24 protein-coding genes, 1 tRNA gene and 1 riboswitch are annotated in these 23,969 nt (G+C 72.9%); of the genes, 12 read left to right on the top strand and 13 right to left on the bottom strand.

Annotated elements, in window-relative coordinates; genetic code table 11:
- Positions 1-45: 45 nt before the first annotated feature.
- Complete coding sequence (locus GA0070213_RS12245; RefSeq protein WP_091062066.1) at positions 46-681, bottom strand: septal ring lytic transglycosylase RlpA family protein; 636 nt, start codon at positions 679-681, stop codon at positions 46-48.
- Between the two features lie 158 nt (positions 682-839).
- Here GA0070213_RS12245 and GA0070213_RS12240 point away from each other — a divergent pair, with 158 nt between their 5' ends.
- From GA0070213_RS12240 to GA0070213_RS12230, 3 genes are read left to right on the top strand one after another with little or no spacing between them, the layout of a single operon-like run.
- Complete coding sequence (locus GA0070213_RS12240) at positions 840-1,394, top strand: phosphoribosyltransferase (protein WP_175441308.1); 555 nt, start codon at positions 840-842, stop codon at positions 1,392-1,394.
- 33 nt (positions 1,395-1,427) lie between these two features.
- Positions 1,428-2,447 (top strand): questin oxidase family protein, encoded by a 1,020-nt coding sequence (locus GA0070213_RS12235; protein ID WP_091062063.1) that lies wholly within the window; start codon positions 1,428-1,430, stop codon positions 2,445-2,447.
- Between the two features lie 14 nt (positions 2,448-2,461).
- Positions 2,462-2,875 (top strand): ASCH domain-containing protein, encoded by a 414-nt coding sequence (locus GA0070213_RS12230; protein ID WP_091062061.1) that lies wholly within the window; start codon positions 2,462-2,464, stop codon positions 2,873-2,875.
- A 53-nt stretch (positions 2,876-2,928) separates the two neighbouring features.
- On the opposite strand, the gene GA0070213_RS12225 is transcribed toward GA0070213_RS12230, so the two are convergent.
- From GA0070213_RS12225 to GA0070213_RS12215, 3 genes are all read right to left on the bottom strand, one after another.
- Complete coding sequence (locus GA0070213_RS12225) at positions 2,929-3,837, bottom strand: LLM class flavin-dependent oxidoreductase (RefSeq protein WP_091062059.1); 909 nt, start codon at positions 3,835-3,837, stop codon at positions 2,929-2,931.
- 19 nt (positions 3,838-3,856) lie between these two features.
- On the bottom strand, positions 3,857-4,912 hold the full coding sequence (locus tag GA0070213_RS12220; RefSeq protein ID WP_091062058.1) for a MerR family transcriptional regulator: 1,056 nt from the start codon (positions 4,910-4,912) through the stop codon (positions 3,857-3,859).
- A 70-nt stretch (positions 4,913-4,982) separates the two neighbouring features.
- The gene (locus tag GA0070213_RS12215) at positions 4,983-5,885 is read right to left on the bottom strand and encodes a LysR family transcriptional regulator (protein WP_091062056.1); all 903 of its coding nucleotides are present in this window, start codon (positions 5,883-5,885) and stop codon (positions 4,983-4,985) included.
- A gap of 113 nt (positions 5,886-5,998) precedes the next feature.
- Here GA0070213_RS12215 and GA0070213_RS12210 point away from each other — a divergent pair, with 113 nt between their 5' ends.
- Together GA0070213_RS12210 and GA0070213_RS12205 are read left to right on the top strand one after the other, a co-directional pair.
- Positions 5,999-6,385, top strand: a complete 387-nt coding sequence (locus GA0070213_RS12210) for a VOC family protein (RefSeq protein WP_217628612.1) — start codon at positions 5,999-6,001, stop codon at positions 6,383-6,385.
- Between the two features lie 4 nt (positions 6,386-6,389).
- Positions 6,390-6,902, top strand: a complete 513-nt coding sequence (locus tag GA0070213_RS12205) for a GNAT family N-acetyltransferase (protein ID WP_091062054.1) — start codon at positions 6,390-6,392, stop codon at positions 6,900-6,902.
- On the opposite strand, the gene GA0070213_RS12200 is transcribed toward GA0070213_RS12205, so the two are convergent.
- Positions 6,872-7,651, bottom strand: a complete 780-nt coding sequence (locus tag GA0070213_RS12200) for an aminotransferase class IV family protein (protein ID WP_091062052.1) — start codon at positions 7,649-7,651, stop codon at positions 6,872-6,874. The genes GA0070213_RS12205 and GA0070213_RS12200 overlap by 31 nt on opposite strands.
- A gap of 88 nt (positions 7,652-7,739) precedes the next feature.
- Positions 7,740-7,810 (bottom strand) — tRNA-Gly (locus GA0070213_RS12195).
- A 202-nt stretch (positions 7,811-8,012) separates the two neighbouring features.
- On the opposite strand from GA0070213_RS12195, the gene GA0070213_RS12190 reads away from it, so the two are divergent.
- Positions 8,013-8,993: a zinc metalloprotease gene (locus tag GA0070213_RS12190; protein ID WP_091062050.1), complete on the top strand. Its 981-nt coding sequence runs from the start codon at positions 8,013-8,015 to the stop codon at positions 8,991-8,993.
- A 107-nt stretch (positions 8,994-9,100) separates the two neighbouring features.
- On the opposite strand, the gene GA0070213_RS12185 is transcribed toward GA0070213_RS12190, so the two are convergent.
- Positions 9,101-9,691: a pyridoxamine 5'-phosphate oxidase family protein gene (locus GA0070213_RS12185; protein ID WP_091062048.1), complete on the bottom strand. Its 591-nt coding sequence runs from the start codon at positions 9,689-9,691 to the stop codon at positions 9,101-9,103.
- 78 nt (positions 9,692-9,769) lie between these two features.
- Between GA0070213_RS12185 and dcd the strand changes: the two genes are divergently transcribed.
- Positions 9,770-10,348, top strand: a complete 579-nt coding sequence (gene dcd, locus GA0070213_RS12180; protein ID WP_091062417.1) for a dCTP deaminase — start codon at positions 9,770-9,772, stop codon at positions 10,346-10,348.
- 65 nt (positions 10,349-10,413) lie between these two features.
- On the opposite strand, the gene GA0070213_RS12175 is transcribed toward dcd, so the two are convergent.
- Positions 10,414-11,391, bottom strand: a complete 978-nt coding sequence (locus GA0070213_RS12175; RefSeq protein WP_245716362.1) for a C40 family peptidase — start codon at positions 11,389-11,391, stop codon at positions 10,414-10,416.
- Between the two features lie 67 nt (positions 11,392-11,458).
- Positions 11,459-11,596, bottom strand: a riboswitch (cyclic di-AMP (ydaO/yuaA leader).
- A 233-nt stretch (positions 11,597-11,829) separates the two neighbouring features.
- Between GA0070213_RS12175 and GA0070213_RS12170 the strand changes: the two genes are divergently transcribed.
- Positions 11,830-13,863 (top strand): N-acetylmuramoyl-L-alanine amidase, encoded by a 2,034-nt coding sequence (locus GA0070213_RS12170; RefSeq protein ID WP_091062045.1) that lies wholly within the window; start codon positions 11,830-11,832, stop codon positions 13,861-13,863.
- Positions 13,864-13,932: 69 nt separating this feature from the next.
- On the opposite strand, the gene GA0070213_RS12165 is transcribed toward GA0070213_RS12170, so the two are convergent.
- From GA0070213_RS12165 to GA0070213_RS12155, 3 genes are all read right to left on the bottom strand, one after another.
- Positions 13,933-14,934: a C40 family peptidase gene (locus GA0070213_RS12165; protein WP_175441307.1), complete on the bottom strand. Its 1,002-nt coding sequence runs from the start codon at positions 14,932-14,934 to the stop codon at positions 13,933-13,935.
- Between the two features lie 179 nt (positions 14,935-15,113).
- Positions 15,114-16,118 carry a hemolysin family protein gene (locus GA0070213_RS12160; RefSeq protein ID WP_091062043.1) on the bottom strand — a complete coding sequence of 335 codons (1,005 nt, stop codon included), beginning with the start codon at positions 16,116-16,118 and terminating at the stop codon, positions 15,114-15,116.
- A complete protein-coding gene (locus GA0070213_RS12155; RefSeq protein ID WP_091062413.1) occupies positions 16,111-17,418 on the bottom strand; it encodes a hemolysin family protein in 1,308 nt (435 codons plus the stop codon). The genes GA0070213_RS12160 and GA0070213_RS12155 overlap by 8 nt, the downstream gene beginning before the upstream one ends.
- An 81-nt stretch (positions 17,419-17,499) precedes the next feature.
- Here GA0070213_RS12155 and GA0070213_RS12150 point away from each other — a divergent pair, with 81 nt between their 5' ends.
- Entirely contained in the window at positions 17,500-18,171 is a 672-nt protein-coding gene (locus tag GA0070213_RS12150) for a GOLPH3/VPS74 family protein (RefSeq protein ID WP_091062041.1), read from the top strand.
- Positions 18,172-18,236: 65 nt separating this feature from the next.
- On the opposite strand, the gene GA0070213_RS12145 is transcribed toward GA0070213_RS12150, so the two are convergent.
- The gene (locus GA0070213_RS12145) at positions 18,237-20,435 is read right to left on the bottom strand and encodes a (Fe-S)-binding protein (protein WP_091062039.1); all 2,199 of its coding nucleotides are present in this window, start codon (positions 20,433-20,435) and stop codon (positions 18,237-18,239) included.
- A gap of 178 nt (positions 20,436-20,613) precedes the next feature.
- Positions 20,614-20,877: a cell division protein CrgA gene (locus tag GA0070213_RS12140; protein ID WP_091062038.1), complete on the bottom strand. Its 264-nt coding sequence runs from the start codon at positions 20,875-20,877 to the stop codon at positions 20,614-20,616.
- Positions 20,878-21,102: 225 nt separating this feature from the next.
- Here GA0070213_RS12140 and GA0070213_RS12135 point away from each other — a divergent pair, with 225 nt between their 5' ends.
- The 3 genes from GA0070213_RS12135 to GA0070213_RS12125 are packed head-to-tail and all read left to right on the top strand — an operon-like array spanning position 21,103 to position 23,966.
- Positions 21,103-21,909, top strand: coding sequence for a DUF881 domain-containing protein (locus tag GA0070213_RS12135; protein WP_091062036.1), 807 nt, complete (start codon positions 21,103-21,105; stop codon positions 21,907-21,909).
- A complete protein-coding gene (locus GA0070213_RS32185) occupies positions 21,906-23,681 on the top strand; it encodes a class E sortase (RefSeq protein ID WP_245716360.1) in 1,776 nt (591 codons plus the stop codon). Before GA0070213_RS12135 ends, GA0070213_RS32185 begins: the two co-directional genes overlap by 4 nt.
- A gap of 3 nt (positions 23,682-23,684) precedes the next feature.
- Entirely contained in the window at positions 23,685-23,966 is a 282-nt protein-coding gene (locus GA0070213_RS12125) for a hypothetical protein (RefSeq protein WP_091062034.1), read from the top strand.
- Positions 23,967-23,969 lie beyond the last annotated feature (3 nt).

Here is a 23,969-nt window from a genome sequence, read left to right as displayed (position 1 = left end):
ATGAACCTGGCCCGTCCGTCGCGGAAGTTCTGCCTGACGGGCCGGTCAGCCGAGCACCTCGTAGCGGACGTCCACCTCACCGAGGCCGGTCGAGGCGATGGCCGCGAACGCGGCGCGGGACAGGTCGATGCACCGGCCGTCGATGTACGGACCGCGGTCGTTGATCCGGACCACCACGGACTTGCCGTTGGCCGGGTTGGTGACCCGGACCTTCGTGTTGAACGGCAGGGTCTTGTGCGCGGCGGTCAGCGCGTCCGGGTTGAACGTCTCCCCGTTCGCGGTCATCTGGCCCTCGTCGTAGAAGGACGCGCCGCAGGAGCCGCTGTCCACCACCTTCGGGGCGGCGGTCTTCTTCTTCGTGGCGGTCGGCTTCGGCGCCGCGGTCCGGGCCTTGCCGCGCGACGCCGGCTGGGTGCGGGTGGGCTTCGCGCTCGGCGTGGCCTTCGGCGACGGACTGAGGGTCGGCGAGGCGGACGCGCTCGGCGACGGCGCGGCCGGGGTGGGGGCGAGCGTGCTGGGCAGCGCCTCGACGGCGGCCGGCCCGGCCGGGGGCTCGGCGGAGGTGAGCTGCACCGCGCCGACGGTGCCGCCGACGGCGAGCGCCACGCCGACCGCCGCGGTGGCGGCGATGCCGGCGGGCGAGGAGAACAACGAACGGGTACGAAGGTGCCTAGCAGCCACCGGGTCGGTCCTCTCGTCAACTCAACAAACCGGCCCGGACCGTAACGAGAGAAGCACTTCCGAAGTCAACGTGATCATGGTGGTATGCCCGCATTTACCCTGGTACGTGTAGCCGATCACGCCATCCTCGCTGGGCCGAACGGTGGAAGGCGTGCAGGATGGAACGCGTGCTGAGCCGTCGCCTGGTCGAGTTGTTCCGCTGGACCGACCCCGGGCCGGCCAGCAGCCACCTGGTCAGCGACCTCTCCGGCTGGTGGCGCGACCCCGACGTGCTCGCCGAGGTCGGGCCCGCGCTGGCCGGCCTGCACCCCGACGCGCGGCCCACCGTGGTGATCGCCCCAGAGGTGACCGGCCTGCTGCTCGGACCGCTGGTCGCGACCGCCGTCGGCGCGGGCTTCCTGCCCGCGTACAAGGCGGGCGGTGAACGGCGGCGGGTCGGGCCGACACGGTGGGCGGAGACCCCGCCCGACCACCGTGGGCAGCGGCTGCGCATCGGCGTGGACGGCCGACGCCTCGGCCCGGCCGACCGGGTGCTGCTGGTGGACGACTGGGTCGACACCGGCGCACAGCTCGACGCGCTGCACCGGCTGGTCCGGGACGCCGCCGCCGAGCCGGTCGGCGCCGTCGCGCTGGTGTCCACCTGCCCGCCCGCCGTGTCCGGACGGCTGCGGCTGCGCGCCCTGCTCACCGGCGACCAACTCCCCGACGCTTGACCTCAAGCAAGCTTGAACCCGGACGATCGACGGATGGACGACATCCTGGACGAGGCGTACCACCGACTGCACCGCACCGGACCCGAGTTCGAAGGCTGGCTCTCCAACCACGGGCCGATGGCCGCCGAGGCGCTGGTCCGGCACGGGCAGGGCGCCGGCGTGCACCGCTGGCTCGACGGCTACCTGCGCCGACTCGACGAGCTGCCCCGCGGGCTGCGGCCGATCGACGACTGGCGCGCCGCGCTCGGTGACCCGAAACGGACCGGCGACTGGCTCCACCACTTCGATCGCGACCTGCGGGAGCGGCCGTGGCGGGACGTCCTCGGCGAGTGGTGGCCCCGGCTGCTGCCCGGCATCGCGGCCGGCGCCACCCACGGTGTGATCCGGGTCGGCCACGCGGTGCGGGTGCTGCGTGTCGACGGGGAGACCCCGGAGCGTCGCACCGAGCTGGGTCAGGCGCTCGGCTACTGGGCGGCCCGCTGGCAGCCGGTGCCCGGCGCCGGCCCGCTCACCGGCCGCTCCGACGTCGCGTCCGCGCTGGCCGGGGTGCCCCGGATCGCCGAGCGGACCGGCGGCATCCGGGAACGGCTGGGTCGGCTGACCGGCGTACCCGGATGGCCCGGCGCGGTGACCGCGCTGCGCGCGCCGGCCGACCCGGAGGAGGCCGCCCGCACGCTCGGCGAGATGGTGCACCGGGCCGCGCTGGACTACCTGCGGTTCGGGCACGGCGAGCCGGTCATGCTGGTGCACGCGGTCACCGCGCCGACCGCGGTGCTGCGTACCCTGCCGGCCCTGGACCCGGCGCTGCGGGCCCCGAGCGTCGCCGCGGCCTGGTCCGCGACGGCGGCCGTGACCTCGGTGTACGCGGCACCGACGCCGGCCGCCTCGGCGCCGGTCGGCGGATCCGCCGATCCGGACGAGGTGTTCGCCCGGGCGGCCCGGCACGGCGACGAACACGTGGTGAAGCTCGCCGACGCGGTGCTGGAGGCCTACGCGACGACAGGTGACCAGCGGGTACTGGCCGCACCCGCCCACGCCGGCCGGCTGATCTGAGTAGCCTCGGCAGGATGTGGCCCCGCATCGGTGGACTGCGCGCGCTCGCCCTCGGCACCCCCGGCGGGCTGCGCGCCGACCTGAACAACCTCGTGCTCGCCGGCGTGAAGACCGCCACCGCCGGTCTGATCGGCGAGTACGCCGAGGAGAACGAGGAACTGGAACACGTCGGCGAACGGCTGGCCCTGGTCGACGACCACGACGCGCTGGTCGGCGTCGTCGAGATCACCGGCGTCGAGGTGGTGCGCTTCGCCGACGTGCCGTGGGAGTTCGCCCGCGCCGAGGGCGAGGGCGACCGGTCGATCGAGGAGTGGCGGGCCGGCCACGGCGCGTACTGGGCCCGGCAGGGCACGCCGGTCACCGACGACAGCCGGATCGTCTGCCTCCGATTCCGGCTCGTCTCCGCCGAGGGCAGCGTCGGCACCTGAGGTGTTAAGCAGGGGCCCCGCCTATGCAGAATGCGTTAAGCGGGGCCCCCTCCTTACACCTGGCGCAACTCCGGCAGCAGCGCGGCCGCCTCGGCCAGCACCGCCTCGTCGCCGGCGTACCAGCTGCTGGCCCGGGGCCAGTGCGTCACCACGTCGGTGAAGCCCAGCCGGGCCGCCCGGGCCACCTGCTCCGCGAACAGGTCGGCGCTGGTCAGCGAGAAGACCGGGGCCGAGTCCAGCGAGAGATAGCGGTCGAGCGTGGCCGGATCGCGGCCCGCCTCCTCCAGCGTCCGGGTCATCCGGTCGGACAGCTCCGCCACGGTGCCCCACCAGGCCTCCAGGTCGTCGCCGTCGAGACCGGTGGTGACCCAGCCCTGCCCGAACCGGGCGACCAGGCGCATCGAGCGCGGCCCGTTCGCGGCCATCACGAACGGCACCCGGGGCCGCTGGACGCAGCCGGGGTTGTTGCGGGCGTCCACCGCGGCGAACCACTCCCCGCGCCAGGTCGTGCCGTCCTCGCGCAGGATCAGGTCGAGCAGCTCGGTGAACTCGGCGAACCGGTCCACCCGCTGCCGGGGCGGCAGCGTCTCCCCGCCGAGCACCGCCGAGTCGAAGCCGATGCCGCCCGCACCGAGCCCGAGCAGCACCCGGCCGTCGGAGACGTCGTCGAGCGCGGTGACCTGGCGGGCGAACGCCGCCGGGTGGCGGAAGTTCGGCGAGGCGACGAGCGTGCCCAGGCGGACCCGGGAGGTGACCGTCGCCGCCGCCGTCAACGTCGTCCACGAGTCGAACCAGGGCCCGTCCACCAGGTCACGCCAGCCCAGGTGGTCGTAGGTCCACGCGTGGTCGAAACCCCACTCGTCCGCCTGCGCCCACCGCCGGCGCGCCTGCGACCAGCGCTGGTCCGGCAGGATCACGATGCCAATTCGCATGATCGCCAGGGTACGACCCGGGCCGGACATGCCGGCCCGGGTCGGTCGATCAGGCCGGCACGTCGGCCACCACGCAGGCGACGTTGTCCGGCGCGCCGGCCGCGTACGCCAGGTCGACCAGCCGCCCGACGGCGGTCTCCGGGTCGTCCGCCTCCGCCAACGCGGTGTGCAGCGCGCCCGGCTCGACCACCGCGGAGAGGCCGTCCGAGCAGAGCAGGTAGCGGTCGCCGGGCAGCGCCGTGCGCAACGCCAGGTCCGCCTCCACCTCGCCGCCCGCGCCCAGCGCCCGGGCCAGCAGCGCCCGCTCCGGGTGCGCACCGGCCTCGGCCAACGTGAGCCGCCCCTGGTCGACGAGCGTCTGGACGTACGTGTGGTCCTGGGTGAGCCGGGACAGCTCGCCGCCGCGCAGCAGGTAGGCCCGGGTGTCGCCGACGTGCACCAGGGCGAGCCGGGTGCCCCGCCGGACGATCGCGGTGAGCGTGCTCGCCGGCCGGTCGTCGCCGGTGCCCTGGGCGCGTACCGCCCGGTCGGCGCGGGAGACCGCGTCGGCGAGCGCGGCGAGCAGGTCGGCGGCCGGTCCGTCGGCCCGTTCCAGCGACCGCAGCGCGTCCACCGCGGCGGCGCTCGCGGCGGCGCCACCCGGCCCGCGTACGCCGTCGGCGACCGCGAGCAGCGTGTCGCTCGCGTACGCGGTGTCCTCGTTGGAGTCCCGGACGGCGCCGGTCTCGCGGCGCGCCGCGTACCGGAAGGTGGTGTTCCCGGACATGGTGGTGCCCCTCTCGGTGAGCTGGTCGACGAGGAGCGCGACGGTCCGGCCGCGGGCCAGGGTGTCCGCGCTGACCCGCCGCCACCAGGCGTCGAGCGCCTCGGCGGCGGCGTCCGGCGGCAGCCCGCACACGGCCCGGATCTCCGCCAGCGGCATGCCGGCCCGGCGCAGCGCGGCGATCAGCCGCGCCCGGTCGAGCTGCTCCGGCGCGTAGTAGCGGTAGCCGGAGTGCGGGTCCACGGCGGCCGGCGGCAGCAGCCCGCAGTCGTCGTACACCCGCAGCGCCTTGGCGGTCAGGCGGGCCGCCCGGGCGAACGCCCCGATGGTCAGCAGCCGCATGTCGCCCTCCTCCTCGCGCCGGCCCCGATGGCCGGCAGGGACCACGCTGGGCCTTGCCGCAGGGTCCGGGTCAAGACGTGGACGCCTCCGGGGGCGGGTTGGCGTCGACCGCCGCGCGGACGAACTCGCGTACCCGGGTGGTGGTGTTGCCGGCCAGCCAGACCGGGCCGCGCCGGATCGGCGGGGCGTCGTGGATCGGCACGTAGGCCAGGTCGGGCCGGGCGTGGTACTGCCGGGTCTGCTCGCCCACCGGCAGCACCCCGCGCCCGAGCGCGACCAGCGCGAGCATCTCGGAGAAGCTGCCGCCCACCGGGCCCTTCGGCACCGGGCGCCCCGCCGGCGTCCGGTCGGGCGTGCGGTCCCGCTTGAACGCCTCCGACGTGACCGCCGGGTACTGGATCACCGGATGGTCGCCGAGCACCTCCAGCGACACCGACTCCGCGCCGGCCAGCGGATGGTCCGCGGCCACCGCGAGCAGCCGGCGTTCGTGCAGCAGCGCCGGGCCGTTCGCCATCCCGTCGAACGGGTACGAGGCGATCAGCACGTCGATCGAACCGTCCACCAGGCTCGACCGGGTGGTGGCCAGCGGGGCCTCGTGGACGTGCACCTCGCACTCCGGGTGGCGTTCGGTGAACCGGGCCACCGCCCGCAGCAGCACCGGCGCGGTCGACTCACCGACGTACGCCACCCGCAGCTCGCCGGTGAGCCCGCGCCCGGCGTCCACGGCCCGGCGGACCGCGTCCTCGATGCCGGCCACCAGCGGGCGCATCTCCTCGGCCAGGCGCTCACCGATCGGGGTGAGCCGGACCACCCGGCTGGTCCGCTCGAACAGCGGCGCGCCGATCCGCCGTTCCAGCTTGCGCACCACGTGACTGATCCGCCCGGTGGTCACCCGCAGCCGCTCGGCGGTGCGCCCGAAGTGCAGCTCCTCGGCCAGGGTCAGGAACGCCTCGATCTCGTACCGCTCCAGCAACCGGCGCTCCCGTCGTTGACTTCCGGTCAACGATGGTAGAGCGATCGCGGCTTGGTCCGACCTCCGCCTCCGACCAGGGTTGACGGTGTTCCCAACCTGGTCAGGAGGACCTGATGACGATGCGTGTGACCGGTTTCGACCACCTGGTGCTGGCGGTGGGCGACGTCGAACGCTCCCTCGACTTCTACTGCGGCACGCTCGGCCTCGCCCCGGTGCGGGTCGACCGCTGGCGCGCCGGCGAGGTGCCGTTCCCGTCGGTACGCGTCGACGCCGGCACCATCATCGACCTGGTGGTGGGCGAGCGGGACGGATCCACCGTGGACCATTTCTGCCTGGTGGTGGCACCCGTCGACTGGCCGTCCGTGGTCGAATCCGGGCGGTTCACGGTGCTGACCGGGCCGGTGCCGCGCTTCGGCGCCCGGGGCACCGGCACCTCGATCTACGTCAGCGACCCGGACGGGAACACGGTGGAACTCCGCACCTACGACTCACTAGCCTGACGCGGTGCCGCACCTCGAACGCCTCGCCGCCCATCACGCGCCCGCGCTGCTGCAGTTCGAGCGGGAGAACCGGGCCTACTTCACCCGGTTCGTCGCCGACCGGGGCGACGCGTACTTCGCCGGGTTCGCGGACCGGCACGCGGCCCTGCTCGACGAGCAGGAGCGCGGCATCTGCCACTTCCACGTGCTGGTGGACGACGACGGGAGTGTGCTCGGCCGGTTCAACCTCTTCGACGTGGCCGACGGCAGCGCCGAACTGGGCTACCGGGTGGCCGAGCACGCCACCGGGCGCGGCGTGGCCCGGCGCGGCGTGCGCGCCGTCTGCGACCTGGCCCGCACCGAGTACGGCCTGCGCCGGCTGGTCGCCTCGGCGGCGCTGGCGAACCCGGCGTCGCTGGCGGTGCTGCGGCGCGCCGGCTTCGTACCGGACGGCGAGGTGGAGCTGGGCGGGAAGCCGGCCGTGCGGCACGTCCTCGACCTGACCGCTCAGACCTCCACCGGCGGCTCCGCCTCGTAGGCCCCGTGCAGTGTGGCCAGGAACGCTGCCGCCTCCGGCATGCGTACCGGACCGATCCGGGACACCGGCACCCCCGGCGTGCGCGAGTTCAGCACCGCCGCCCCGGTGTATCCGGGCAGATCGTCGATCGTGACCGGCCGGGTGCGCTGCGGCACGCCGAGCCGCGCCAGCTGCCGCCGGAGGACACCCATGGTGGTGCCGACCAGCATCGGCGCCTCCGGCCAGACGATCGAGTCACCGTCGGCGAACACCAGGTTCCAGATGGACGCCTCGGTGAGCCGGCCGTTTCGGTCGACGAACGCGGCGTCGTCGAAGCCGTCCCGGACCGCCCGTCGGGCGAGGTGGCTCTTCGCCAGCTCACCGACGTGCTTCACCGCCGGCAGGAACCGCTCGTACTCGTACGCCGCCAGCGCCAGCGGCCCGCCCGGCGGTGATGCGGCGGCCCGGGTCCGGACCAGCAGATCCGGTTCGTCGCCGGGCCCCGGGTACATGGTGGCGGTCAGCGTGACGTCCGGCGGGCCGGCCTCGACCGCCACCCGCATCGCGGCACGCACCCGGTCGTCGGGCAGCGCGACGTCGAACAGTTCCTGGGAGGCTGCACGCAGGCGGGCCAGGTGCAGATCGAGGCCGCGTACCCGGCCGTCGCGCACCTGCATGGCGGTGAAGTGGGCGTTCCCGGCGAAGGCGAGCGGCGCCAGGTCGTCGGCGGTCGCCGGCCGGCCGTTGCGGTGCACGGCGAAGAAGGCCATACCGGAACTCTAGGACGACCTCGCCGGTCACGCGGAAGGCAGAAGGCCCCGACCGGGACTCGCGTCCTGGGCAGGGCCTTCGCGTCGGAGCGGGTGACGGGAATCGAACCCGCACTGTCAGCTTGGGAAGCTGATGTTCTGCCATTGAACTACACCCGCAGGCGGCACCACTGTACCTGAGGTCACCACGCCCGTGCACCCAGGTACCACCGCCGGAGCGGACGAGCCCGTTGATCAAGCAATGTTGCACGCCGGCAACATATGGCCGTTCTCAAATCCGTCGATGGGATGTAACGTCTGCTCCACGTTTCCGACCCGGCGTGACACACCCCCGGTCACGCCGTCAGAAAGAGGTGGGCCCATGGGACTCCGTCCCAACCTGCTGACCCGGCGTACCGCCGGTGTCGCGACGTCGACCCTCGCGCTGCTGGTCAGCACCGCGGCCGTCGGCGTCGTCCCCGCTGCTTCGGCCTTCTCGGCCGCCCCGGCCGGCGTCTGCGCCGAGCCGGCCGACACCCACGCCGACGCCCGCGTCGCCAAGGGCGGCCACGCCAAGCTCGACCCGAACCACCTGACCGCCAAGCAGGTACGCGAGCGCGAGGCCGACCTCGCCACCGCGCAGCGCGAGCGGGCCAACTTCCGGACCGGCGCCGTCGCCCCGCTGGCGACCGTCACCATCCCGGTCGTCGTGCACGTCATCCAGGAGAACAGCACCCGGGCCGGCGGCAACATCCCGGACTCGCTGATCAACCAGCAGATCACCGTGCTCAACCAGGCGTACGCGGGCTCGACCGGCGGCGCGGCGACCGCGTTCTCGTTCCAGCTCACGAAGATCAACCGGGTGACCAACGCGTCGTGGTACCCGATCGTGCAGGGCTCCTCGGCGGAGCGGTCGATGAAGACCTCGCTGCGCACGGGCGGCAAGAACACGCTCAACATGTACCTCGGTGAGCTGAGCGACGGCCTGCTCGGCTGGGCGACGTTCCCGAAGCGGACGCTGGACAAGATGGACGGCGTGGTCGTGCTCAACGAGTCGCTGCCCGGCGGCACGGCGACCAACTACAACCAGGGCGACACCGGCACCCACGAGATCGGCCACTGGCTGAACCTCTACCACACCTTCCAGGGCGGCTGCTCCGGCTCGGGCGACAGCGTCTCGGACACCCCGGCCGAGGCCTCCCCGGCGTACGAGTGCCCGACCGGCCGGGACACCTGCTCCACCGCCGGCAAGGACCCGATCACCAACTTCATGGACTACACCTACGACTCCTGCATGTACCAGTTCACCGCCGGCCAGGCGAGCCGCATGCTCACCGCGTGGAACGCCTACCGCGCGGCCTGACCTGCCGCACCGCGAAACCGGCGCCGGCCCCGTCCATGCGGACAGGGCCGGCGCCGGTCGTTCGCGGGCCCGGCCGAGCCACCGCGACGACCCCGGTCGTCGCCGGGTCAGGCGGCCGGCCGGCGGGTGTCGAACCCGTGCCGGCCGCGCCGAGCCTCCGGGACGGGCGGGTCGCCACGGCGAGCCGGCGCGGCCCTCAGCGGGTCGAGCGGTTCGTGCCGGGAAGCCGGCCCGGATCCACGCGGGTCGAGCCAGAGCCGCACCTGCGGCCCTCCGCCGCCGGACCGGGCCACCGGATCGCGCCGGGTCAACATGGCCACGTCGACAGTGAACTCGAACAGCCGCCAGTCGCCCTGCGGCGTCGCCCGCCCGAGCCGGGCCAGCCGGGCCACCGCGGCCGGGTCGGACACCGGGCGGGCCCGCCCCGCCACGTAGGCCTCGTCGTCGCTCTCCTCCGGCGGGAACGAGTGCAACGCGTAGCGGCCGTCGCGTTCGAGGTCGCGCCGTTTCGGCGAGTCGATGACGAAGCACCAGAGGCCGTCGTCGGTGATCAGCGGGGACACCGGGTGCACCCGGGGGCCGCCGTCGGCGCGGACCGTGGCGAGGTAGCCGAAGCCCGGCCCGTACTGCTGGATCAGAAGGCGGATCTCGGCGGCGAGGCGGGGCTCGTCGGCGGCGAATTCGGACCAGGAAGCCATGCCGACATTCTATCGAACACATGTACGAGAGTGCAGTCCGACACGCAGGTCACCCGTACCGGTCGCTATGGTGTTCCGATGCTGCTCTCCGACCGCGACCTGGTCTCCGAGATCAAGGCGGGCACGCTCGCGCTGGAGCCCTTCGAGCCCACGCTGGTGCAGCCGTCCAGCATCGACGTACGCCTGGACCGGCTGTTCCGGGTCTTCAACAACCATCTCTACACCCACATCGACCCGTCGATGCAGCAGGACGACCTGACATCGATGGTGGAGGTGCCGGAGGGGCAGCCGTTCGTGCTGCACCCGGGCGAGTTCGTGCTCGCGTCCACGCTGGAAGTGATCTCGCTGGGCGAGGAGCTGGCGGGTCGACTGGAGGGCAAGTCGTCGCTGGGGCGGCTCGGCCTGCTGACCCACTCCACCGCCGGCTTCATCGATCCGGGCTTCTCCGGTCACGTCACGCTGGAGCTGTCCAACGTGGCGAACCTGCCGATCACGCTCTGGCCGGGGATGAAGATCGGTCAGCTGTGCATCTTCCGGCTCTCCTCGCCGGCCGAGCACCCGTACGGGTCGGCCGTCTACGGTTCGCGCTACCAGGGCCAGCGCGGCCCCACGCCGAGCCGCTCCTGGCAGAGCTGGCGCACCTGGCCGACCCGCTGACCGAGGTTGTTAATAGGGGCCCCCGCCTATGCGGAATGCGTTAAGCGGGGGCCCCTCCTTACATCTCAGCCGGGGCGGCCGTAGCTGTTGATGTCGCCGTCGTCGACGCGCTTCATGGTGATGGGCTTGCCGGACTGGGAGGCGTGCACCACCCAGCCGTCGCCGACGTACATGCCCACGTGGTGCAGGTCGCCGTAGTAGAAGACCAGGTCACCGGCGCGCAGCTCGGCGCGGCTGACCCGCTGGGTGACGTTGTGCTGCTGGCGGGCGTTGTGCGGCAGCGAGACGCCGGCTTTGGCCCAGGCGGCCATGGTGAGGCCGGAGCAGTCGAAGTGGTCCGGGCCGGCGGCGCCCCAGACGTAGATCTTGCCGATCTGGGCGCAGGCGAACTTGACCGCCACCCCGGCCGCGCCGCCCGGATATCCGGACGGGCAGGGCGCCGGACGCAGCGGACCGCCGCCACCGTTGCCGTACACCTTGAGCCGCAGCTTCTGCAGCTTGGCGATCTCGGCGTCGATCTGCTTCTTCTTCGCCGCGAGCTGCGCCTGGGTGCGGCTCAGGTCGGCCACCATCGCGTCCAGCGGCTTCTTCTTCGCGGCCAGCTCGTCGCGCAGCTCGGCGATGTCGCGCACCTGCTCCTGCTGGTGGTGCGCGAAACGGTCGAGCATCTCCAGCCCGCTGACCAGCTCGCTCGGCGAGCGGCTGCCCAGCAGGGCGTTGACGGTCGAGAGGTTGTCACCCTTGTAGGCGTCGGCGGCGAGCCCGCCGACCTGCCCGAGCGCGGCGTCCACCCGGGCCTGGAGCGGGGCGATCTGCTTGCCGAGCGCATCGGCCTGCCGACGCCGCACCGCGAGCTGCTCGCGTACGGAGTTGACCTGCTCGATGACGGGTTCGAGCTTGTTCCAGTCGCGGTCGATCTGCGCCTCGATCTCGGCGACCGACGGTTCGGCGTGGGCCGCCGTCGCGCCACCGGTCAGGACGACCGCGGCGCCGACCAGGGCGGCGAGTGTGGTGGTGAAGCGGGACCAGCGGGAACGCGGCACGACTGCGGACCGGTCGACGGACCGGTTCGACGTCGGCCGCGGGGCATGGTGTGCCACCGGGCGTCCGTACTCCTTCGTCTGACCGCCTACCGGGTTAGCTGACGGGTTCGGGCGGGAAGGGAGCCGCCCTACCGCAGTGGCTGCGGATTCACCCCAGGTACCTGGGTCCCCGGTTCGCCCGTGGGCGACTCGGCGGTGTCGGACCGTCACCGCCCGGGTTGGACGATGAAACTGGCGGCCGACGATTGACCAGAGTAGGTACCTCTGTTATCGATCCGCAACCCGAACGACCGTGACACTCCGTACCGAATATCCGACGCGAAACACGAGTGAAGCTTTCTTTCACGTCAGATTACCCACCGGAAAGGTATTGACCCTCCCGGGCAACGGAGTGAGGGTGGGGGACGCAGTGACCCCCATCCCTGTCCAGGAGGTTCGATGCACCTCTCACCCCCGCCCTCGGGCGGACGGATACTGCTCGCCGCCGCCGTGGCGACCGCCGCCGCGCTGGCGACCACCGGCCCGGTGATCGCCGCGCCACCGACCGCGCCGTCCGCCGGAGACCGGCAGCAGCAGTACGCCGCCGCGGCGGCCGAGTACGGCGTGCCGCAGAACGTGCTGCTCGGCGTCTCCTACCTGGAGTCCCGCTGGGACGCCCACCCGGGCCGGCCCAGCACCAGTGGCGGCTACGGCCCGATGCACCTGACCGACGCCACCGGAGTGCTCGCCCTGCCCGGCAGCGCGCACGTCGACGAGGACGAGGACCCGCGCGGCGACGACTCGCGCCCGCTCACCCTCGACCCGGCCACCGCCGCCGCGCCGGCCCGGGAGACGCCGCTGCCGACCGCCTCGCTGCAGACGCTCGACACCGCCGCGACGCTCACCGGCCTCGACGCGCAGAAGCTGCGCACCGATCCGGCCGCGAACATCCGTGGCGGCGCGGCGCTGCTCGCCTCGTACCAGAAGGCACTGGGCGGGCCGGTCGGCGCCGGCAGCGACCCGGCGGCCTGGTACGGCGCGGTGGCCCGCTACTCCGGCGCGGACACCGCCGACGCGGCGGCGGCCTTCGCCGACGAGGTCTACGACCAGCTCGGCCAGGGCGCGACCCGCACCACCGACGACGGGCAGCGGGTCACGCTGGCCGCCACCGCCGCGCGCCCGGACCGCGCCGGCCTGACCCGGCTCGGGCTGCGGCACGCCGCGCGGCCGGACGGGCTGGAGTGCCCGGTGCGGCTGGCCTGCGAGTGGGTCCCCGCGCCCTACGAGCAGCTCAGCGCCGACCCGGGTGACTACGGCAACCACGACCTAGGCGACCGGCCGAAGCAGCAGAAGATCGAATACATCGTCATCCACGACACCGAGGGCTACTTCGCCCCCAGCGTCGACCTGGTGAAGCGGGCCGACTACCTGGGCTGGCACTACACGCTGCGCTCGGTCGACGGCTACGTGGCCCAGCACATCAAGGCCAAGGACGTCGGCTGGCACGCCGGCAACTGGTACGTCAACGCCAAGTCCATCGGCCTGGAGCACGAGGGCTTCGCCGGGCAGGGCACCTGGTACACCGAGGCGATGTACCGCAGCTCGGCGAAGCTGGTCCGGTACCTGGCGCAGAAGTTCGGCATCCCGATGGACCGGCAGCACATCATCGGTCACGACAACGTGCCCGGCACCACCGCCGGCACGGTCGGCGGCATGCACTGGGACCCGGGCCCCTACTGGGACTGGTCGCACTACTTCGACCTGATGAAGGCGCCGTTCCGGACCACCGGCACGTCGCGCACCGGGTTGGTCACCATCGACCCGGACTTCGCCACCAACCGGCCGGCGTTCGTCGGCTGCAACCAGCAGCCGCCGGGCGTCCCGACGCCCACCCCGCCGGCCGAGACCTGCCCGTCGCGCGGCTCCTCGGCGGTGCTCCTGCGGACCGCGCCGAGCGCGGACGCCCCGCTGGTCAACGACCTCGGGCTGCGCCCGGACGGCACGCCGGACACGATGTACATCTCGGACCACGGCGCCCGCGCCTCCGCCGGGCAGACCTACGCGGTGGCCGGCCGGCAGGGCGACTGGACGGCGATCTGGTATCTCGGCCAGAAGGCGTGGTTCCGTAACCCGGCCTCGGCGCCCACTGCCAAGTGGGCGACCGGCTTCGTGGTGACGCCGCGGCCCGGCAAGGCCACGATCCCGGTGTACGGCCGCGCCTACCCGGAGCAGGCCGCCTACCCGGACACCATCCCCTACCAGACCATCTCCCCGCTCCAGTACACGCTCGCCGCCGGCCAGCGGTACGCGGTCGGTGGCGTGCTGCCGGGCGAGTACTACCGGGCCGTCTCGTTCGACGGCACGGCACCCGGCGACCGGACCGTGGTCCGCGGGAAGAACCGGTACGTGCAGGTCCAGTTCGGCCACCGGATCATGTTCGTCAACCTCGCCGACGTGCTGATCCTGCCGTCGCCGATCGGCGCGCCGAGGTAGCGCCACCGCACCCACGAAGGCCCCCGGTCCAGGCGGACCGGGGGCCTTCGTCGTGCCGTTCGGGGCGGGTCAGGCGACCCGGACGAAACCGGCGAGGGGCTGTGTGCTGATGCTCGACACCTGGACCGGTTTGCCCGTCCGGGGCGCGTGCACCATCACCCCGTTGCCGAGATAGAGCCCGACGTGGTGCAGGTCGCTGCCGAAGAAGACCAGGTCGCCCGGTCTGGCCTCGGAGCGCGAGACCTTGCGGCCCTCGTTCCACTGGGCCCCGGTGAAGTGGGTGAGCGAGATGCCCGCCGCCTTGTAGGCGTACTGCGTCAGGCCGGAGCAGTCGAACGAGTTCGGACCGGTGGCGCCCCACACGTACGGGTCGCCGACCTGGGCGCACGCCGTCTTGATCGCGGTGCGCGCGGCGCTGCTCACCACGCCGTCGACCGCCGGGCAGCCGGCCGGCCGGATCGAGGTCACCGGCAGCATCGCGGTCAGCCGCTTGATCTCCGAGTCGATCTGCTTCTTCTGCGAGGCCATCTGGGCCTCCTGCTTCTGCTCGGTCGCGATCAGCGCGTCGAGCTTCTGCTTCTCCCGGTTGTACTTGTCGCGGGTCGCGAGCACACCGGCGATCTGCCTGCGCTGGTCGTCGGCGAGCCGGTCCAGCATGACCAGCTGCTCGGCCAGGGTGCCCGGCTTGGTGCTCACCAGCAGCGCGCCCATCTCCTGCGACGGGCCCCGCATGTAGTAGCGGGCGGCGATGTCGCCGACCTTGTTCATGGCCAGCGTCGAGGCCAGCTCCAGCGGGACCATCTTGTCCCGCAGGGCCGCGGACTTCTTCTGGTTGACCTTGCGCTGGGCGCGGATCTTGTTGTACTGCTCGATGGTGGGTTCGAGCTTCTCCCACTGCTTGTCGATCTGCGCGTCGATCTCGTCCACCGAGGGCGCCGCATGCACGGGGGCGGCCAGCATCCCGGCGCCGACCGCTACGGCCGCGACCAGGGTGACCAGACGGCGTACCACCCGGTGGAACCCGGCCGGCCGGCCGGGTGGAGCGCTCGGGGCGTGACGTTCAGGGGGCATGGTTGCCACCGGCACGGACTCCTTTGCAACCGACCGGCGGGCGCCTCGCGAGAGGGAAGATCGAGGCGGACGACCCACAACGGTCGGTGCATCACATTAGGGAAGGCACCCGGGTGGAATCAAGGCGGCCCGTTGTTCAATCACGTGTCCGCAATCAGTTGCACACCAAGGGTATTCATTCACCTGCCGACGATAGCCGTCAATACGTCGTCGAGCGTCACCACGCCGAGGGGCCGGCGACCGTCGCTGACCAGCACCATGTGCCGGCGCTCGCGGCGCATCGCCAGCAGCAGGTCGGCCAGCGTACGGTCCGGCGGCACCACGGCCAGCGGCCGGTAGACCTCCGCCGGCACCGGGCCCCGCCGGCTCGCGCCGGCGTACCCGAGCACGTCCTTGACGTGCACGAAGCCGAGCACCCGCCGGGTGGCGCGCTGCACCACCGGGAAGCGGGACCGGCCGGTGCGGGTCGCCAGCACCTCCAGCGAGGCCGGTGAGACGTCCTCGGCCACGGTGGTCACCGTGGACCAGGGTTGCAGGGCGTCGGCGGCGGTCCGGGTGTGCAGCGCCAGCGCGCCGGTGATCCGGGCGTGCTCCTCGGCGTCCAGCAGCCCCTCGGTGCGCGCCTGCGAGACCAGCCCGGCCAGCTCCTCGGCGGTGAACACCGTCTTCACCGCGTCCGTCGCCTCCACCCGCCACCACCGCAGCACCTGCCGGGCCGACCACTTCATCGCCAGCAGCAGCGGCTTGGTGGCCAGGCAGAACGCGAGCATCGCGGGGCCGAGCCACAGCGCCGACGGCTCCGGGCCGGCGAGCGTGATGTTCTTCGGCACCATCTCGCCGACCACGGTGTGCAGGAACACCACCACCGCCAGCGCGATCACGAACGCCACCGGGTGCACCGCGGACGCCGGTAGCCCGACCGCGGTGAACGGCGCCTCCAACAGGTGGGCCAGCGCCGGCTCGGCGATCGCGCCCAGACCCAGCGAGCAGACCGTGATGCCGAGCTGCGCACCGGCGATCATCAGCGGGATCTGGTTCATCGCGGCGAGCGCCCACCGAGCCCGCTTCGACGTCACCGCGAGCGGTTCGATCACGGTACGGCGGGACGCGATCAACGCGAACTCGCTGCCCACGAAGAAGGCGTTGCCGAGCAGCAGCACCAGGGCGACAAGCAGTTCAGGCACCGTCGTCGGGCTCCTCGGGGCGCACCACCCGGACCTGCTCGATCCGGTGCCGGTCGACCTCCACCACGGTGAACTCGTAACCGGCCTCGTCGACCGACTCGCCGGGGACCGGGATGTGGCCGAGCCGGGCCATCAGGAAGCCGCCCAGCGTCTCGTACGGGCCCTCGGGCAGCCGGAAACCGGTCTGCTCGACCAACTCGTCGGCGCGCAGCACGCCGTCGACCAGGACGGTCCGTTCCCCGCCGGGCACGGTCAGCTCCGCCGGCCCGAGGTCGTCCACCGCGGCCGGGTCGAACTCGTCGGCGATCTCCCCGACCAGCTCCTCGACCAGGTCCTCCACGGTCACCACGCCGTCGGTGCCGCCGTACTCGTCGACCACGATGGCCAGGTCCGCGCCGGCGTCCTTGAGCGCCGCCAGCACCCCGTCCAGGTCCAGGCTCTCCGGGACGTACACCGGTTCCCGGGCGACCGAGGCGACGGTGGTGGCGGAACGGCGGGCCAGCGGCACGCCGAGCGCGTCGGGCACCCCGGCGACGCCGGTGACCAGGTCGAGCGTCTCCTCGTAGACCGGGAACCGGGTCCGGCCGGTCTGCCGGGACAGGTCCAGCAACTCGGCGACCGAGGCGGTGGCGCGCAGCGCGATCACGTCCACCCGTGGGGTCATCGCCTCGGCGGCCCGCTTGTCGCCGAAGCGGATGGTGCGCCGCAGCAGCATCGCGGTGTCCGGCCGCAGCGCGCCGGCCCGCGCCGAGATCGCCGCCAGCAACCCCAACTCCTCCGGGGAACGGGCGCTCGCGAGTTCCTCCTGCGGCTCCACGCCGAGCCGGCGGACCAGTCGGTTGGCCGAGTCGTTGAGCAGCCGGATCAGCCAGCCGAAGGTGCGGGAGAAGGCACGCATCGGCGCGGCGGTGGCCAGCGCGGCCGGCATCGGGCGGGCCAGCGCCAGGTTCTTCGGCACCAGCTCACCGAAGAGCATCGAGACGAGCGTGGCCACGGCCAGGGCGAGCAGGCCGGTGAACCGGTCCGCCCCGCCGACCGGGCGCAGCAGCGGCGCCACGAGCCGGGCCAGCGCGGGCTCGGCCAGATAGCCGGTGAGCAGCGCGGTGATGGTGATGCCGAGCTGGGCGCCGGAGAGCTGGAAGGAGAGGTCCCGCAGCGCGCGGCGGACCGTGACGGCCCGGCCGTCCCCCTCGCCGGCCCGCCTGTCGATCTCCGCCCGGTCCACGGTGACCAGGGCGAACTCGGCCGCGACGAAGAAGGCGTTGCCGGCGGTCAGCAGCACGAAGCCGACCAGGGGCAACAGCGTCAGAACCAGCAGGCCGTCGATGGGCGTGATTGTGGCACGCGGGCGCCGGTGGCGGCTCACCCGTAGCGTGGGGACATGGACGGCCTGCTGCTCACCGACGAACTGGTCCTGCTCGCGTACGACGACGGCGGCGCCAACCGGCTCGGCCGCCCGCACCTCGACTACGGCCTCGCCGGGGCGGTGCTGCTGGAGCTGGCCCTCGCCCGCCGGGTGGAGGTGGCGGACAAGCGACTGGTGGTGACCGACCCGAGCCCGACCGGCGTGCCGCTGCTCGACGAGGCGCTCGCCACCGTGGGGTCCGGCCGGCCGCGCAAGCCGAAGGACTGGATCGGCAAGCTGGCGAAGGGCCTGCCGGACCGGGTGCTCGACGGGCTGGTCGACGCCGGGGTGCTGCGCCGGGAGTCGGACCGGGTGTTGCTCGTCTTCCCGCGTACCCGCTATCCCTCGCCGACCGGCGCGGAGCCGGCGGCGGAGACCGCGGCCCGGCAGCGGATGGTGGGCGCGCTGGTCGGCGACGGGCCGGTCGACGCGCGGACCGCCGCGCTGCTCACCCTGACCCGGGCCGTGGGCCTGGACCGCAAGCTCTTCCGCGAGCTGCCGAAGGAGCGGGTCAAGGCCCGGCTGACCGAGATCGCCGCCGGCGACTGGGCCTCCGTCGCGGTGAAGAAGGCGATCGACGAGTTGCAGGCCGCGATGATGGTCGCCACCACTGTCGCCACCACGGCGGCGATCTCCGCCGGAAACTGAGACGACGGCGGCGGCACCGCGCGGGTGCCGCCGCCGTCGTGGTCCGGCCCTCGCCGGGGTACGCCTCAGCCGGCCGCCGGAGCGGTCTCCTTCTCGCCGGCCGGCGCGTCCGGCTTGACCGAGCGCAGCAGCACGCTGGCCACGTCGATCACCTCGACGTCCTCGCCGGCGCCCTTGCCGTTCACCCCGTCGTTGAGCATCGTCGAGCAGAACGGACAGCCGACCGCGATGGTCTTCGCGCCGGTGGAGATGGCCTCCTCGACCCGGTCCACGTTGATCCGCTTGCCGATCTTCTCCTCCATCCACATCCGGGCGCCGCCCGCGCCGCAGCAGAAGGAGCGCTCGCTGTTGCGCGGCATCTCGGTCAGCTCGCCCTGGATGGAGTCGCCGAGCACCTCGCGGGGGGCGGCGAAGACCCGGTTGTGCCGGCCCAGGTAGCAGGGGTCGTGGTAGGTCACGCCGCCGTCGACCGGCTGCACCGGGGTGAGCTTTCCGGCGCTGACCAGGTGGGCCAGCAACTGGGTGTGGTGCACGACCTCGAACTCGCCGCCCAGCTGGCCGTACTCGTTGCCCAGGGTGTTGAAGCAGTGCGGGCAGGTGGCCACGATCTTCCGCTTGGCCTTCTCCCGACCCTCGAACGCCTCGTTCAGCGTCTCGACGTTCTGCTGGGCGAGCATCTGGAAGACGAACTCGTTGCCGATCCGACGGGCCGGGTCACCGGAGCAGGTCTCGCCCTCGCCGAGGATGGCGAAGCTGACGCCGGCCTCGTTGAGCAGCGTGGCGACCGCCCGGGTGGTCTTCTTGGCCTTGTCCTCGAAGGCACCGGCGCAGCCGACCCAGAACAGGTACTCGAAGTCCTCGACCTCGCCGACCTTGGGCACCTCGAAGTCGAGGCCCTTGGTCCAGTCCTCACGGGTGTTCTGCGGCGCGCCCCACGGGTTGCCCTTGTTCTCCAGGTTGCGCAGCATCACGCCGGCCTCCGAGGGGAAGCTCGACTCGATCAGCACCTGGTAGCGGCGCATGTCGACGATGTGGTCGACGTGCTCGATGTCCACCGGGCACTGCTCGACGCAGGCGCCGCAGGTGGTGCAGGACCAGAGCACGTCCGGGTCGATGACGCCGCCCTCCTCGGCGGTGCCGATCAGCGGCCGCTCGGCCTCGGCCAGGGCCAGCACGTCCATGTGGGCGAGCTGCGCCTCGGTGGCCTTCTCCTCACCGGTCAGGTCCTTGCCGCCGCCGGCCAGCAGGTAGGGCGCCTTCGCGTACGCGTGGTCGCGCAGGCTCAGCACCAGCAGCTTCGGCGACAGCGGCTTGCCGGTGTTCCAGGCCGGGCACTGCGACTGGCAGCGACCGCACTCGGTGCAGGTACTGAAGTCGAGCAGGCCCTTCCAGGTGAACTGCTCGACCTGGGCGACACCGAACTGGTCCTTCTCGGGGTCGGCCTCCTCGAAGTCGAGCGGCTTGCCCTCGCTGGTCATCGGGCGCAGCGGGCCCAGGCCGGAGCCGGCCGGCTTCTCCGGGTCACGCTTGAAGAAGATGTTGGGGAAGGCCAGGAAGCGGTGCCAGGCCACGCCCATGGTGACGTTCAGCGAGATCACGATGAGCCAGGTCATCGAAATCATGATCTTGATGAGGGCGGCCACGCTGACGCCGGCCGACCAGTCCGGCAGCACCGCGCCGACCGCGTGGCTCAGCGGGGTGGCCCAGACCGGGTACTCGAAGTGGTCGGTGGCGACCTTGAAGCCGCGGATGACGAACCCGAAGATCAGGACCAGCAGCACGACCCACTCGACGAAGTAGCCCTGCCACATGGTGGAGCCGGTGAACCGCGAGCGGTTCTCCGGCCGGTTCGGGCGGTTGCGCAGCCGGATCGCCATCAGCACCAGGATGCCGACCAGACCCAGGATGCCGATCCACTCGGTGACCAGGCCGAAGACCGTCCAGTGCCCGACGATCGGCAGCCCGCCGCCGGGCGTGACCACCTCGAAGTACGCCTCCAGCACCAGCAGCGACAGCACGACGAAGCCGACCATCACGAACCAGTGCGCGGCCCCGACCACGCTCCACTTCAGCATGCGGGTGTGACCGGCGGTCTCCACCAGCATCTTCGTCGTACGCGCGCCCTTGTCGCCGAAGCGCTCCGGCGCGGGCTGGCCGAGCCGGATGACGGCGGTCATCTTCATGACCGCGCGTACCGCGAGCCACACCGCAACGGCGGTGATGGCGGCCGCGAGGATCGTGGTGACGATCTGGACGCTGCCCATCGAGTTGGCCTCCCGGTCTGCTGCTTGTCAGTGCAGCCTACGCGGAAGGTTACTCAGCAGTAACGTGAGTCTTCTCGCATCGGCCACGCCGCCCTGCGGACACCTTAGGTGGACCGGCGCCGGTGCGCCGGGCAGGGGCGGCGTGGCGTGACGTGGACCGGGGCGGAGCCCGCCCCGCTCAGCGCCAGCGGGAGAGCAGGATCAGCGAGGAGACCATCGCGCCGAAGCCCACCGCGAGGTTCCAGTAGCCCCAGGAGGCGACCGGGTACGCCTGCTCGGAGAGGTAGTAGATCACCAGCCAGCCGATGCCGACCACGATCAGCGCGACGGCCGTGACCGGCAGCCAGATCGGGCTAGGCTTGCGCGTCGACGCCGTCGCCGTCGGACGCACGTCCGTCGGCGGGGTGTACACCTTCTTCTTGCGGACCTGAGACTTGGGCACGACGCTCTCCAGAGGGGGGTACGACCTCGTCCGGCCTGACAACCGGGCGCGGGGGCGACGGTCCATGGCCAATAATGTTCGACAGTTAGCGTAGTCCGGAAGGACCGTCCAGGCCACGAATGGGGTCGGGCCGGTGCACCGAGTTACCGAAAAGAGCGGACTTTTCGGGTCGAGCAGGGTGGTTCGCATCGGTGCGGGCCGAGACGACAGGAAAGGGAACGCCCGGTGGAGTACACGTCCGGCGCCGCCTCCTGGCAGAAGGCTCTCCGCCGCGCGGCGGCCGGCCTGCTGCCCCGGCGAGCGCGCCAGCGCCGGCCGGGCTGGTCGATCGGCGTGCCCCTGATCGCCGCCGCGGCCGGGCTCCTGTTCACCACCACCGCGACCACCGCCGGTGGCACCTCGCTGCGCGAGGACCGGCGCCCCCAGCTCACCCAGTTGATCGAGGACCGCCGCGAGCAGGTGGCGGCCAGCGAGGCGAAGGCCGCCCGGCTGCGCGACGAGGTGGAGGAACAGACCGAGGCCCTGGCCGGCACCGACGGGCCGGTGAAGACGCAGCGGGACCGGGCCGCCGCGATCCGGCAGGCCGCCGGGTTCACGGCGCTCACCGGCACCGGGATCACGATCGAGCTGAACGACGCCGACTGGGGAGCCGGCCAGCCGCTGCCCAAGGGCGCCAGCAACGACGACCTGGTCGTGCACCAGGGCGACGTGCAGGCGGTGGTGAACGCGCTCTGGGCCGGCGGCGCCGAGGCCATGTCAATCATGAACGTCCGCGTACTCAGCACCAGCGCGGTACGCTGCGTCGGTAACACCCTGCTGCTGCACGGCCGGGTTTACTCCCCTCCTTTCAAGATCGTGGCCATCGGCGATCCCGCCGAGTTCCAGCGGGCGCTCGCCGCCTCTGAGGGAGTCCGGGTGTTCAAGGAAGTGGCCGACCACTACCAGCTCGGCTACACCGAGCAGGTCTCCACCGTCACCGTGCCGGCGTTCGAGGACTCCACCGCGTTGCAGTCCGCGACGGTGCCCAGGTGAACGGCGACGACCCCCGCGAGCGCGGCGGTCACGGCCGGGCCCGTCCGGAGGAGCAGACCGAGTTCCTCCCGAAGGTCGAGCGCCCGGCGTCACCGAAGGTCGAACGTCCGCCGCCCCCGATCGACCTGCCCTGGCCGGACGCCGGCCCGGCCCACGCCGCGCCGGCGCGACGCGGCCCCGCCCGACCGGCCGCCCCGGCACCGCCCGCCTGGCCGGGCAACCAGCCTCGCCCGCCGGGCGCCGCGTCCCGCGCGGAGGCGTACCCGCCGTCCCGCCATCCCGGCCGGCCGGTGGCCGGCCCGGAACGCCGGGCCGCCGAGAGCCGGGCCGCCGAGAGCCGGGCCGCCGAGAGCCGGGCCATGCCCGGCACCCGGCCATCCGCCGGGCCGCCCGGACCCGCCCCCGGGCCGCCGGACCGACTCGGTGCCCGACCCGCCGGGCCGCCGGACCGACTCGCCGCCGGACCGCCCGCCGCCGAGCCCCGGTGGTCCGCCGGCCCGCCCGGTCCCGCCGCCGGCCGGCGGTTCGACTCCCCCGATCGGGGTGCACACTTCCGCCCGGTCGACGCCGGCACGTCCGACCGCCGCTCCGGCCCGGACCGCGCCGCCGCAGCCCCCGGCCACCCCCCCACCACGCCGGACCGCCCACTCGCCGCCCCGGGCCGGCCCGGGGCCGCCCCGGGCCGAGCCGGCGACGTGCGCGCAGCCGGCGTGCGACCGGCCGCGCCGGGTGACGGACCAACCCATTTCATCCCGCCGGTAGCCGAGCGGGCCCAGCGGCGCGCCGAGGACACCGAGCGACGTGCCGGCGTACCCCGATCGGGTGGCCCGACCGGCCGCGGACCGGAGGTGCCCGCGCCGGCCGACCCCGGCGCGACCGCGGTGCTGCCCCCCGTCACGCGCCCGCCGGCCGATCCGCGGCTCGACGCCACCGGGCTGATGGGCGCGGTGCCCCCGGTGCCCGACACCGGCGACGACGACGGCGCCGAGTCGCCCGGCGAGCCGCCGCGACCGCGGCGCGGCGAGCGGGTGGTGCAGCTCCGGCCCGAGCAGACCGGTGAGGGCTACAAGAGCGTCTACTCCGAACTGACCCGCCCCACCACCGGCTCCCGCGTGCGCACCCTCGTCCGGGGCGCGGGGGAACTGCTGATCACGTTCGGTCTGGTGGTGCTCCTCTTCGCTGGCTACGAGATCTGGGGCAAGTCGGTCATCGTCGACGCCCACCAGAACGACCTGAACGGCCAGCTCGCCCAGGAATGGGCGGCCGACCCGACGGTCGGCCCGACGCCCGGCCCGAGCACGAAGCCGAAGCCGCCGGCCGAGGGAAAGCCCGTCGCCGGCCTCTACATCCCCAAGCTCGACAAGCACTGGGTCGTGGTCGAGGGCGTCACCCCCGACGACATCCGGTACGCCCCGGGCCACTACCCGGACAGCGCCATGCCCGGCCAGGTCGGCAACTTCTCCGTCGCCGGGCACCGCATCCGATCCACGTTCTGGCGGCTGGACGAGCTGAAGACGGACGACACGATCGTGGTCGAGACCAAGACCGAATGGCTCGTCTACCGGGTCTACCAGCAGCGCATCGTCAAGCCGTCCCAGGTCGAGGTGGTCGCGCCGGTGCCGGGAAAGCCCGGTAGCCGGGCCACCGAGAAGCTGCTCACGCTGACCACCTGCAACCCCAAGTTCGACAACTACCAGCGGCTGATCATCCACGCCCGCTTCGACCACGCCCAGGCGAAGTCGGCGGGCCGACCGGCCGAACTGGAGGGCTGAGCCGTGTACTCGTGGATCTGGCGGAAACTGCCCCTCGGGCTGCCCGGCAAGCTGATCGGTTCGGTGCTGCTGGCCACCGCCACTGTCGCCCTGCTCTGGCTCGTGGTCTTCCCGTGGGCCGAGCCGCTGCTGCCCTTCGACGACGTACAGGTCGAGCAGCCCGCCGGTGAGCCGGGCGGCCGCTCCGGAGAGCTCACCGACCCGACCGGGCAGCCGGCCGAGGACGAGGAACTGCCCTACAGCACCGAGACGAACAACGCCCCGCCCTCCGCCCCGAACAGGTGACCC

The sequence above is a fragment of the Micromonospora humi genome, assembly GCF_900090105.1.
GTDB lineage: Bacteria > Actinomycetota > Actinomycetes > Mycobacteriales > Micromonosporaceae > Micromonospora > Micromonospora humi.
The sequence above is the reverse complement of the archived record's forward strand: the minus strand, read 5'-3'. Positions and strand labels throughout refer to the sequence as shown.